12 protein-coding genes and 2 riboswitches are annotated in these 12,642 nt (G+C 42.6%); of the genes, 1 reads left to right on the forward strand and 11 read right to left on the reverse strand.

Annotated elements, in window-relative coordinates; genetic code table 11:
• Positions 1-85 precede the first annotated feature (85 nt).
• From sufU to ACZ43M_RS23010, 10 genes are all read right to left on the reverse strand, one after another.
• The gene (sufU, locus tag ACZ43M_RS22965) at positions 86-523 is read right to left on the reverse strand and encodes a Fe-S cluster assembly sulfur transfer protein SufU (RefSeq protein WP_464504827.1); all 438 of its coding nucleotides are present in this window, start codon (positions 521-523) and stop codon (positions 86-88) included.
• Positions 513-1,742: a cysteine desulfurase gene (locus tag ACZ43M_RS22970; protein ID WP_464504828.1), complete on the reverse strand. Its 1,230-nt coding sequence runs from the start codon at positions 1,740-1,742 to the stop codon at positions 513-515. Before ACZ43M_RS22970 ends, sufU begins: the two co-directional genes overlap by 11 nt.
• Positions 1,742-3,043, reverse strand: coding sequence for a Fe-S cluster assembly protein SufD (sufD, locus tag ACZ43M_RS22975; protein ID WP_464504829.1), 1,302 nt, complete (start codon positions 3,041-3,043; stop codon positions 1,742-1,744). The genes ACZ43M_RS22970 and sufD overlap by 1 nt, the downstream gene beginning before the upstream one ends.
• 24 nt (positions 3,044-3,067) lie before the next feature.
• Entirely contained in the window at positions 3,068-3,853 is a 786-nt protein-coding gene (gene sufC, locus ACZ43M_RS22980; protein WP_464504830.1) for a Fe-S cluster assembly ATPase SufC, read from the reverse strand.
• Between the two features lie 521 nt (positions 3,854-4,374).
• A complete protein-coding gene (locus tag ACZ43M_RS22985) occupies positions 4,375-5,220 on the reverse strand; it encodes a MetQ/NlpA family ABC transporter substrate-binding protein (RefSeq protein ID WP_464504831.1) in 846 nt (281 codons plus the stop codon).
• Between the two features lie 16 nt (positions 5,221-5,236).
• On the reverse strand, positions 5,237-5,905 hold the full coding sequence (locus ACZ43M_RS22990; protein WP_464504832.1) for a methionine ABC transporter permease: 669 nt from the start codon (positions 5,903-5,905) through the stop codon (positions 5,237-5,239).
• Positions 5,898-6,923: a methionine ABC transporter ATP-binding protein gene (locus tag ACZ43M_RS22995; RefSeq protein ID WP_464504833.1), complete on the reverse strand. Its 1,026-nt coding sequence runs from the start codon at positions 6,921-6,923 to the stop codon at positions 5,898-5,900. The genes ACZ43M_RS22990 and ACZ43M_RS22995 overlap by 8 nt, the downstream gene beginning before the upstream one ends.
• Before the next feature lie 121 nt (positions 6,924-7,044).
• Positions 7,045-7,156: riboswitch (SAM riboswitch) on the reverse strand.
• 116 nt (positions 7,157-7,272) lie between these two features.
• Positions 7,273-8,589 (reverse strand): O-acetylhomoserine aminocarboxypropyltransferase/cysteine synthase family protein, encoded by a 1,317-nt coding sequence (locus ACZ43M_RS23000; RefSeq protein ID WP_464504834.1) that lies wholly within the window; start codon positions 8,587-8,589, stop codon positions 7,273-7,275.
• Positions 8,590-8,654: 65 nt separating this feature from the next.
• A riboswitch (SAM riboswitch) is annotated at positions 8,655-8,759 on the reverse strand.
• Positions 8,760-8,837: 78 nt separating this feature from the next.
• The gene (locus tag ACZ43M_RS23005; protein WP_464504835.1) at positions 8,838-9,185 is read right to left on the reverse strand and encodes a hypothetical protein; all 348 of its coding nucleotides are present in this window, start codon (positions 9,183-9,185) and stop codon (positions 8,838-8,840) included.
• Positions 9,186-9,316: 131 nt separating this feature from the next.
• Complete coding sequence (locus tag ACZ43M_RS23010; protein WP_464504836.1) at positions 9,317-10,579, reverse strand: MFS transporter; 1,263 nt, start codon at positions 10,577-10,579, stop codon at positions 9,317-9,319.
• A 227-nt stretch (positions 10,580-10,806) separates the two neighbouring features.
• Between ACZ43M_RS23010 and ACZ43M_RS23015 the strand changes: the two genes are divergently transcribed.
• Complete coding sequence (locus ACZ43M_RS23015; protein ID WP_464504837.1) at positions 10,807-11,703, forward strand: nuclease-related domain-containing protein; 897 nt, start codon at positions 10,807-10,809, stop codon at positions 11,701-11,703.
• Positions 11,704-12,310: 607 nt separating this feature from the next.
• On the opposite strand, the gene ACZ43M_RS23020 is transcribed toward ACZ43M_RS23015, so the two are convergent.
• A complete protein-coding gene (locus tag ACZ43M_RS23020) occupies positions 12,311-12,619 on the reverse strand; it encodes a thioredoxin family protein (RefSeq protein WP_464504838.1) in 309 nt (102 codons plus the stop codon).
• Positions 12,620-12,642: the final 23 nt, after the last annotated feature.

Here is a 12,642-nt window from a genome sequence, read left to right on the forward strand (position 1 = left end):
GCCTTCTTGACGGATTGGCTTATGACCCCGAGCCCCTAGGCGCTGGAGCTGGACAGTAGTCCACTCGCGACCGCTACTAAATTTTTTAGTCTTGTTTCTCTTCCTTCAAGCTCTTTTCCATTGCCTTCCATGCCAAAGTTGCACATTTGATTCTGGCCGGGAACTTAGCAACGCCTTGAAGTGCTTCAATATCACCTAAGTCGATATCATCATCGTGTTCTTTACCCTGCATCATATCGGAAAAAATCTTCGACAGCTTTAAAGCGTCTTCGATTTTTTTGCCTTTGATTGCCTGGGTCATCATCGAGGCTGAGGACATGGAAATTGAACAGCCTTCTCCTTCCTGCTTGGCGTCTACCACTACACCATCTTCGACCTTAAGGGTCAATTGAATGCGGTCACCACAGGTTGGATTATTCATATTAATTGTATGGCTGCCATCTTCCAAAATCCCGCGATTACGCGGGTTTTTGTAATGGTCCATAATTACTCTTCGGTAAAGTGCATCTAAATTAGAAGACATCGCTGAAATACTCCTTCGTTTTGACAAGCCCTTCAACAAGTTTATCAATATCTTCTTCAGTGTTATACAGGTAGAAGCTGGCACGTGCTGTAGCCGAAGCGTTAAGCCAACGCATCAGCGGCTGGGCGCAGTGGTGACCAGCGCGGACGGCGATACCTTCCGCATCCAATACAGTCGCGACATCGTGCGGGTGAACATCAGCCAAATTAAATGTCACCAGTCCAGCGCGTTTTGCCGGTTCGAGCGGACCGTATATGGTCATCCCTTCAACACTGCCCATTTTTTCAAGCGCATAGGCTGCAAGCTTATGCTCATGCTCGGAGATGTTATCCAGCCCAACTTCATTTAAAAAATCGATTGCAGCACCAAGCCCAATAGCTCCGGCAATGATTGGTGTACCACCTTCGAACTTCCAAGGAAGCTCTTTCCAGGTTGATTCATACAATTGTACGAAATCAATCATCTCACCGCCAAACTCAACTGGCTCCATGTTTTCAAGCAAATGCTTTTTGCCGTACAGAACACCGATTCCGGTAGGACCACACATTTTGTGGCCCGAAAACGCAAGAAAATCGCAATCTAAATCTTGAACATCGATTTTCATATGCGGTGCACTTTGCGCACCATCAACAACCATCACAGCACCATTTTCATGGGCAATCTTAGCGATTTCTTTCACCGGGTTAATCACACCAAGCACATTTGATACCTGCATGACAGAGACAATCTTTGTATTTGGTGTTACCGTTGACCGCACATCATCCAATGAAATACTTCCGTCTTCTTGAAGCGGAATATACTTCAACTGGGCTCCGGTCCTTCTTGCCACCTGCTGCCACGGAATGATGTTACTGTGGTGTTCCATGTGGGTAATGACGATTTCATCGCCTTCCTTCAAAGTCGCGGCGCCGTAGCTAGCCGCAATCGTGTTGATGGAAGTTGTCGTACCCCTTGTAAAAATAACTTCTTGAGTTGACTTGGCATTGATAAACTTACGAACCTTCTCACGGGCACCTTCGTAAGCATCAGTAGCCTTTGTTCCTAGTGTATGCACACCGCGGTGGACATTTGAATTGTATTCGCGGTAGTATTTTTCAATCGTTTCAATAACCTTAATCGGCTTTTGTGAAGTGGCTGAGCTGTCCAGGTAGACAAGCGGCTTGCCATTCACTTCTTGGTGTAAGATCGGAAATTGACTGCGAATATCCTGGATATTCATTATCTTACTTTCCTTTCGATAACTTCCGTTAATTGCTTTTTCACGTGCTCAATCGGAAGCTGGTTAACTACTGGTGCAAGGAAACCATGTATCACAAGACGCTCTGCTTCAGTCTGCGGAATCCCCCGGCTCATTAGATAATAAAGCTGCACAGGGTCAACGCGTCCGACAGAAGCTGCATGTCCGGCCATAACATCATCTTCATCAATTAACAGAATTGGGTTGGCATCGCCGCGTGCTTTTTCGCTAAGCATCAAGACACGAGAGGTTTGCTCAGCATCTGATTTTGATGCCCCGTGTTCAATTTTGCCAATTCCATTAAAAATGGAAGTAGCACTATCTTTTACGACACCATGATTTAAGATATTACCTTGTGTATGCTTACCAAAATGAACAACCTTGGTCGTGAAGTTTTGCGTTTGCTCGCCACGGCCAACAACAACAGTTTTGGTATCGCCATAAGAACCGTCACCAAGCAGGTTGGTTGTATTTTCAGAAATCGTATTGCCCTCGTTCATTAAGCCAAGCGCCCATTCAATCCGAGAGTCTCTGCCAGCCACACCACGGCGGTTCACATAAGTAGTGATCCCTTTAGCCAGATTATCAACAGCACCGTACTGTACTCTTGCATTCGTATTGGCAACAACTTCTGTTAAGATGTTTGCCAATGTATTAGAAGTTTCCACTGTAGAAATGTAGTTTTCAACGTATGTGATCGAGCTGTTATCATCACCAACAACTAGCACATGGTTAAACAGGTTTGCTTCACCATCATCGTGGACAAATACTGCCTGAATTGGTTCAGCGATTTCCACGTTCTTTGGTACGTATAAAAACACACCGCCGTTCACTAGTGCTGCATGAAGGGCTGTCAGCTTGTGCTCATCAGCATTGATAGCTTGTGTCATATAGTACTTTTTCAATAAATCACCGTGCTCTCTGGCAGCGGTAAAGATATCAGTAAAAATGACGCCTTTATCCGTTAACTCCTGGGATAATGATAGAAAAGCAGGAGTCTGGTTGTGTTGGATATATAAATTATGAGTTTCTGCATCAAGGTCGATTAACTCTTTTACTGCTTCAGGCAGCTCAGCAAGCGAAGTATAAGCAGAACTTGTAACAGTATGCTGATTAAATTGTGTAAAATTCCATTTATCAATTTTCGTTTTATCAGGTTTCGGCATTGGCAGCTCATCTAGTTGGGCCAAGGCCTTTAGGCGAAGCTCTTCAAACCAGACAGGCTCGCTCATCCCTTTTGAAAAAGAGCTGACAAAACCAGTATCAATAGTTTCGATTGTCATGTTAATCCTCCTAACTTAGGGCTTTTAAGCTTCTTGCTCAACTGTTTCATCTTCAATACCAAGCTCTTGCTTGATCCAGTCATAACCTTCTGCTTCCAAGCGTTGTGCAAGCTCTGGTCCGCCAGATTTAACGACACGGCCCTGCATCATCACATGCACATGGTCAGGAGTGATGTAGTTTAATAAACGTTGATAGTGAGTAATAATTAAGCAGCCAAAGTCATCAGAGCGCATTTGATTGACACCTTTTGATACGACCTTCAGCGCATCGATATCAAGTCCGGAGTCGATCTCGTCGAGGATGGCAATTTTCGGCTCAAGCATCATTAATTGCAGAATTTCGTTACGCTTTTTCTCACCGCCGGAGAAACCTTCGTTAAGATAACGCTGTGCCATATCGAGGTCCATTTCAAGGAATTCCATTTGCTTATCCATTTTACGGATAAATTTCATTAAGGAAATCTCATTTCCCTCGCCAAGACGGCTATTAATCGCCGAACGCAAGAAGTCAGCGTTTGTTACACCGTTAATTTCACTTGGGTATTGCATTGCTAAAAATAGACCGGCACGTGCGCGCTCATCTACTTCCATTTCCAAAACATCTTGACCATCTAAAGTAATGCTGCCGCTGGTCACTTCATATTTCGGATGACCCATGATGGCAGCGGATAATGTTGATTTACCAGTACCGTTTGGACCCATGATTGCGTGGATTTCTCCACCTTTTACTTCAAGGTTTACACCTTTTAAAATTTCTTTCCCATCGATTGCAACATGCAGGTCCTTGATAGTTAATGTTGATCCAGCCATTTTTATACCTCCGCAAAAGAATGTTTTGTATCGTATCGACAGCGTCGATAAGGTATTTCATTCTCAATCTATTCTCATTACAATCTTATAACAAATTAAATGTGTTAGCAACCTTTATGCAGTGATAACTAGTCTTTGTTTTCACTAAAGCGTTACCAATTGAGAATGATCAAGATTTTTGAAAGAAAATTCTGATAAGAATTATGTAAAATAAACTCGAATTAAATCATACCTTATTTTACAAGGAAATGCCAATGGATAAAGTGAAACTTCAATCAGTGGGGGTTTTTTCCATCCCCCACTGATTGTTAGTTGAACCAATCGGGCATTTACGGGCAGTTAACCCCCACCTATACTTCTTCGATTTGTGCAAGTATTAAGATGGGGGTTTTACTGCCCGTTAATGCGGGATAAATTGATGGTAATCCATTCTATTTTTCACTTAAAAGGGTGGATTAATGTATATGGAAAAGAGGCTGTCAAAAGCAGCCTCTTCATCTTTGTTTCTTCTTATTTAATTATTACTCGGATACCGGTACAACTGCTCCTTCATATTTTTCAAGGATAAAGTCTTGAATTTCTTTAGAGTGCAGCACTTCTACAAGCGTTTTGATTGCTTCATTATTTTCATCGCCTTTACGAACGGCAATGACGTTTACATATGGAGATTCTTTATCTTCAATCGCAATAGAATCCTTGATTGGGTTTAAGCCGCCATCAATTGCATAGTTGGAATTGATTAATACAGCATCGCCTTCGCCATTATTGAAAATCTGTGGTAATAATTTTGCTTCGTAGTTTGCATCAAACTTTAATTTTTTCGGATTGTCTACAACATCTTTAATTTCGGCCTTTGTTTTATCAATGCCTTCTTTTAGCTTAATTAAGCCCTCGTTTTCAAGTAATGATAGCAGACGGCCATGGTCAGCGACTGAGTTGCTCATAATCAGATGCGCGCCTTCTGGAAGGTCGTTAAGATCTTTGTATTTTTTTGAATAAACACCGATTGGCTCAATGTGAATTCCGCCAGCATTAACAAATCCATAGCCAAACTCTTTATTTTGTGCCTCGAGGTATGGAATGTGCTGGAAGTAGTTTGCATCCAATTCCTTTGATTGTAGAGCCTTGTTCGGTAAAACATAGTCAGTAAATGTTTTAATTTCAAGATCAATGCCTTTTCCTTTTAAAATCGGTTTTGCTTTTTCAAGAATTTCCGCGTGTGGTACAGTTGATGCTCCAACCACTAATTTTGTTGTTTCTGCTTTATCCCCGCTAGTGCCTTCAGACTTGTCTTCATCTTTAGTGCCGCAAGCAGCTAATACAAGCGCAAGTGTTAATGTTAAGAGTACGTTTAACCATTTTTTCATTTTCAAACTCTCCTTTTTATCTTTTATCTAATTTTGAAGTGATGAAATCACCAATAAACTGAATCACAAACACGATGATTAAAATAATGACTGTAGCGATGAAGGTTACATCATTCTGATTGCGTTGGAATCCATAGTTATAAGCAAGGTTTCCCAAGCCGCCGGCACCAATCGCTCCGGCCATCGCTGTATACCCAACAAGGGCAATCGCTGTAACTGTAATCCCCGAAATAAGCGCCGGCATCGATTCCGGCAGCAGCACCTTCCAAATGATGGTGCCCGTTGTGGCTCCCATTGATTTTGCTGCTTCAATGACCCCTTTATCAATTTCCCTGAGGCCAATTTCGACCATTCTCGCATAAAACGGGGCAGCACCAATTATCAGCGCAGGCAATGCGGCATCTTCACCAATCATTGTTCCGACCAAAAATGTTGTAAACGGAATTAATAACACGATTAGGATAATAAACGGGATTGAGCGAAAGATATTGACAATGCCGCTAATAACCGCATTTATCGGCTTATTTTCCCAGATGTTTCCTTTTGCTGTCAGAAACAAGATTAATCCAAGCAGCGTACCCAATATAAATGTTGCAAGAACAGATATGCCCGTCATATAAAGGGTATTTTTTGTTTCTTGCCACATAATCAGCCAATCCACATTCGGTAAATATTCCTTAATCATTTACAACCACCTCCACTCCTACCTGCTGGGAACGAATATAGGCAATGGCCTTGTTGATTTCAGCCTCGTCCCCATCGATATGAATGAACAGTGTCCCATATGAACCGCTCTGCGTTTGCGAAACTTTACCCTGCAAAATATTTATTGTTACATCGTGCTGGCGAATTAGATTCGTAATTACCGGCTGCTCTGCAGATTCGCCAATAAACGTTAATTGAGCAATTTTTCCTGAATTATAACGTTCAAGTAAGTGGTCAGCTGTTTCCTTTGTTTCCTCTGGTTCAGACACCTGCTGCACAAACCGTTTAGTAATTGGCTGCTGCGGATTTTTAAACACATCCAGTACCGAACCAAGTTCTACAATCCGGCCGCTTTCCATCACGGCAACCCGGTGGCAGATTTTCCGGATGACATGCATCTCATGGGTAATTAACACAATCGTTAAGCCCAATTTTTTATTAATATCGACTAGTAAATCGAGGATTGAATCCGTCGTTTGCGGGTCGAGAGCCGAGGTTGCCTCATCACAGAGAAGTACCTTAGGATTATTGGCAAGCGCCCTGGCAATGCCGACACGCTGTTTTTGACCTCCGCTCAATTGTGAAGGATAGGCATCTTCCCGGCCTTGGAGTCCGACAAGCTTCACCAGCTCTGCCACCCGTTTTTTTCTTTGCGGCGCGCTTACTCCCGCTATTTCCAAAGGGAAGGCAATATTTTCACTTACTGTCCTCGACCAAAGGAGGTTGAAGTGCTGAAAAATCATGCTGATTTCCTGACGGGCTTTCCGAAGCTCGCTGCCCTTTATTTTTGAAATCTCGCGACCGGCAACAGTGATACTTCCTTCGGTCGGGAGTTCCAGACCATTCAGCATCCGGATTAACGTACTCTTTCCGGCGCCGCTATACCCGATTACGCCGAAAATTTCTCCATCTTGTATTTCCAAATTGACATCATCAACTGCTTTTAGCTGGCCTTTTTTGGATTGGAAAACTTTGCGGACACTCTTAATTGAAATCATTGACTCACCTACTTTTTATCCTTGATATAGGTTTTGACTATTTTTATGAAAGGATTCTTTTTTTAGAAAAATAAAATGCCCTTCCGCACGGGCAGAAAGGCATCAGTAAATACAATCCTTTCTCCCATCTCCCAAAGCTTGACGCTTTGTGTGAATTGGCACCATTTCAGTTTCAATGAACTGACGGTTGCCGGGCTTCATCGGGCACATCCCTCCACCTCTCTTGATAAGAGCTTAAGCAATCTTATATTTAATTAAAAATATTTTCAAAAATTAATTTACGTTTGCTATCGTATCATGGATAAAAAGTCGTGTCAACGAAATAGTTTTATTATCTTACTAAACTATTTTATGCATTCGTTTTCAGTGAAGACAATCCTGTTGCCGCTTCGATTGCTTGCTCGAGATCCTCAACCAAATCCTCGACATTCTCAATGCCGATGGAAAGACGAATTAAATCTTCCGACACACCTGCTGCTTTAAGACCTTCCGTATCAAGCTGCTGGTGAGTTGTGCTTGCTGGATGAATAATTAGGCTCTTGGCATCGCCAACATTGGCCACATGTGCCCAAAGCTGGATGTTGTCGATTAATTTCGCGCCTGCTTCTTTGCCGCCCTTAATTCCGAAGACCACCATGGACCCTGCGCCTTTTGGCATATACTTTTTAGACAATTCATAATCAGGGTGTGACGGATGCCCAGGGTAAGAAACCCACTCTACCGCAGGGTGATTTAATAAGTACTGTACTACCTTTTCTGTGTTAGCGACATGCTCTTTCATGCGCACATGCAGCGTTTCAAGTCCAAGCGTAAATTGGAAAGCATTTTGTGGGCTTAATGCAGGTCCAAGGTCACGAAGGAGCTGGACACGTGCTTTAATAATATAAGCAACGGCACCTAATGCTTCTGCATAAACAAGATCATGATAGCTTGCATCTGGCGTCGTGAAACCAGGGAATTTCGGTGAATTCCAGTCAAACTTGCCGCCGTCAACTATGATGCCGCCAGTTGACGTGCCGTTACCAAGGAGCCATTTGGTCGCCGAATGGACCACAATATCAGCCCCATGCTCAATTGGCCGGCACAGGTATGGCGTAGCGAAAGTGTTATCGATGATTAACGGTACACCTGCGTCATGCGCAATCTCCGCGACTTTTTCAATATCAAGGACGCGAAGACTTGGGTTGCCGATTGTTTCCGCGAAAACCGCTTTTGTTTTTTCCGTAATGGCTGAACGGAAGTTCTCAGGATTCTCCGCATCAACGAATTTCACATTGATTCCGTATTTCGGCAGGGTTACCGCAAATAAATTATAGGTACCGCCGTAGAGGTTTCCAGCTGCAACAATTTCATCGCCTGCTTCAGCAATGTTTAAGATTGCCAGTGTGATGGCTGCCATCCCGCTTGCCACCGCAAGTGCGCCTACGCCGCCTTCCAACAGTGCCACTCTGTCTTCAAAAACAGTTGTGGTTGGATTGTGAATCCGGGTGTATATGTAGCCAGGCTCTGCTAGCGCAAACAGGTTTGCGGCATGCTCTGTGCTCTTAAATTGGTAGGCATTGTTTTGATAGATTGGCACGGCCCGTGCCCCTGTAACTGGATCTGGCGCCAAGCCGCCATGTACACTCAATGTTTCAAATCGATAGTTCTTTTGGTTTTCGGTCATCTTCCTTGCTCCTCTCTTTTTGGAAAAATAAAATCCCCACTTCATAAGAAGAGGGGATTATGCTCTTCTTATCTTTCAGAGCGAACTTGCTCTGCTGGAATTAGCACCGTATGTAAGTCACCGGTTGCCGGGCATCACAGGGCCAGTCCCTCCGCCTCTCTTGATAAGATAACTTATTTAATTGATAGAATATTTAAAAACATAATACCGCAACTTCAATTCCGAGTCAATGACTTTGAATAAAATTTTTATGATACAAGAGCGCCGTGCGGCATTGTCAAATAAAACATGGATTCAAGTAATAAGATTATTCTTAAGGGTGCTGATACCATCAGCCGACCGCTCTTTTGAAGGACTCTCAATCTTTCCCTTCCTTCTAATAGTCGTGTTATTTCCGGAGGCTGACCACTGATTTTGATGGTGGTGTGCTCCATGTCTTTTTCATTTGAGGCTGTTACCTCACCATGTTTGATTACTAGCACAATAGTTTGTTGATCTGAAATCAAGGATACCCGTAAATCAGCAGACTCTAACAACGGCTGCAACTGTCCCTGCCTTTTTACAGCCATTAGAAATGAACTTACTGCTTCCTGCATTTTCACCACTCCGAATCATTTGTCTCTACCAATACTATTCAGCAATAGCGCTTGTATTCCTTTTAGATTCGCTCGACAAATATCTGATGTGTCTGAGGAAATAATGAGATTTCCCAAGATATATGTCGGATTTATGATATTTTTGTAGAAACGGATTTATTGTTATTGGTCGAAATGCCCCTGAAGACGACCAAGAAATAGATGGAACCGATTAGATATAAAACGGCGGTTATGCTGAACACATAGGCATATCCCCAATAAGCCCCATACTGGACGACAATTCCGGTCGAGACCGGCCCCATTAGTGCCCAGCCCAAATTGAATACCATTTGGTTTATTGAGTTCGCCAGCCCCTTCATCGAGTCGTTGACCTTTGACATCATCAGCGACATTTGAATCGGATTTCCGGCGTTCATTAATGCTTGGCGAAATAAAAACCCTAGTGCCGCCAGCCATAGGTGGTTCGTATAAGCTGTTAATAGAAGAAATGGCAGCGAAGCTAATTGGAGGAACACAACAGCCCTTACTTCACCTACTTTTTTCACGACCCATGGACCAATAAACATTGCCAATGCTGTTGCCGCCTGCCCGAGCGAGATAATAAAACCAATTGAAGTTGTCGATGCGCTGAAACGATCCGAAAAATACAGATTTAAATAGGGAATCACCAGCCCTGCACCAAAACCGATCAGCATTTGGGCAATGGCAAATAAGACAATTAGTTTCATGCCGTTAGTTTTCCATATGAACGGTTTTTCCGGTGCTTTCTTTGGTTCTAGTCGTTTTTGGGTCAATGCTTGGAATTTTGTAGTAGGTATAATCGCAATCAAATAAATGACGGCACCAATAATCAGGGTCAATCTGATGCTATTGAGATCACTGACAAAAAACGAGAACACGTCAGTTAGCAAGCCGCCAAGGAGACTTCCTACTACATTGGCAGCCGTCATAAACGCAAAATGCAGACTGAATAAATTTACCCGCTGTTCCGGGGTTGAATTTTCTGCAAGCCATGGGATTCCCGAGACTTGCAGAAAGGCCATTGCCAGACCGCTGATGAACGCAAAAGTAATTAATAATTGTTGGCCGGAAACGACACTTCTAGCAAGCAGGATTACCCCTGATAAGAGTATTCCGTATAAAATGACTTTCTTACGGCTGTAGCGGTCACTGATGATTCCCGCTGGGATAAGGATCAGTGCCGTCGCTAACGAGGTCATCGAGATGACTTGCCCGTTGACGGCCTCCGAGTAGCCAAGCTTTCGAATATAGAAATTGTAAATGACCATAAAAACTCCAAGACCTATTTGCGCAAGAATATTTGCCATAAAACTTAGTTTGATATTTCGGTTATATGTACTAATTTGGGCTGCCCAATTATGATAAAAGGCCATTGCGTTATGCTCCTTTGGTAGTTTGAGAGTAGGGGTTTGCGGTGATATTTCGCTTCCCTAAGTATCATAATCCAGTGGCCAAGTTTTTGTAAATAAGGAAGGGTTATATTTTTGGGAATTTTGGGAATCGACAAAAGTTAACAAAGGTTTCATTTATTCCGGCTTTATTGGTGGGGATTTTTTGTAAAATTAAGGTTGGTACTTTATATTTAAAGGATGGTGGATTTATGCTGAAAAAGCAGCGGTTAGTGCCGAAGGAATTATCAATGACGAGGTTATTGAATGCGAGAATGAATGTACTCAATGACGAAAAATGGAGATTAGAAAAGGGCTTTGCTGGGGAGGTTAAATTTGATTCCATGACTGATGGAATGCTCCAGAATAAATGCAACATTATAAATGGATTGTGGCTCAAGTCTGGCGATAGCATTTTTCAGATTGATAAGGTCTTGACTTTTCAGAAAAAAATTTATCTTATTGATGTAAAAAACTACGAAGGCGAATACTGCTATGATTCTGATGGGCGGTTAAGGAAAGCTGACAAATTTTTAAAAAATCCTTTGAATCAGTTACAACGTGCCGACGACCTATTCCACCAATTAATCCAACAATATGGACTTCATTTTACGATTGAATCTTACTTGGTTTACATCAACCCCGAATTTACTTTATATGCTCCTAAAAATGAATCTGTTATACTCCCAACACAAGTGAATTGGTTTTTGAGAAAATTAAATACGGAGTACTCAAAGCTCAACGACGGGCTTGAGAAGCTGTCAGATTTGTTGGTGTCGCTCGATCTGGTGGATTCGCCCTTTGCGACATATCCTCCTTATGACTTTGGGATGATGAAAAAGGGTAACAGTTGTGGTACGTGCCACAGGCTTTCAACTTTTGTGAAAGGGAATAGGCTTGTTTGTCGAGATTGTGGAGCTGTAGAGCATATTGATACTGCCGTTGTAAGGAATGTACAGGAGTTGAAGATGCTATTTCCTGAGATGAGGGTAACGACGGCTTTAGTTCGTGAATGGTGTGGTGACGTATTATCCCAAAGAGCTATTAAAAGAATTTTGATTCAAAACTTTAACAGTGTCGGGGAAAAGAAAAATCGGTATTATACCTAAAATACTTTTTAATGACAGCTTTGGCTGAAGGTTCTTCTCATACGGGTTATTAAGCACCTCCTTATGACATCTTTGGCTGAAGGTTGTTCTCAAACGGGTTATTAAACACTCCCTTATGACAGCTTCGGCTTAAGATTCTTCTCAAACGGGTTATTAAACACTCCCTTATGACAGCTTCGGCTTAAGAATCTTGTCAAACGGGTTATTAAATACTTCCTTATGACAGCTTCGGCTTAAGATTCTTCTCAAACGGGTTATTAAACACTTCCTTATGACAGCTTCGGCTTAAGGTTCTTCTCATACGGGTTATTAAACACTTCCTTATGACAGCTTCGGCTTAAGGTTCTTCTTAAACGGGTTATTAAACACTCCCTTATGACAGCTTCGGCTTAAGATTCTTCTCAAACGGGTTATTAAACACTCCCTGATAACAGCTTCGGCTGCAGATTCTTCTCAAACGGGTTATTAAGCACTCCCTTATGACACCTTCGGCCGAAAATTCCTATCAAGAGGGGTTATAAACCCTTTTCTTCAGTCCAAGTTTTTCTCTTGAAGTAGCAGCATGCCTACAAAAAAGCAGCCGCCCAATAAGCGTCTGCTTCAAAAACTAACCCAAATGTTCTTTTATTTTCTCCAGCAAATACGGCACCGAGCGAAAGGCATAAATTGTGTCGACCACTTCTCCCGCCCGGATAAACAGCAAACTTGGTACGCTCTCAATCGCATACTCTACTGCCAATCCGGGATAGAAGTTCAGATTCATTTTGCCAATCTCCACATCCACCATCTGATCCACAATTTCAAGCATTCTCCCCGCAACCTGGCAGGTTCCACACAGGGGTGTATAAAAGTAAAGCAGCCCGGTCCCGGCACCGCCGAGAAGGGCCGATAACTCTTCTTGATCCCAATCTTTCATAACAGTTACCCATTTCTAAAATT

It is taken from the genome of Neobacillus sp. B24 (assembly GCF_055381825.1).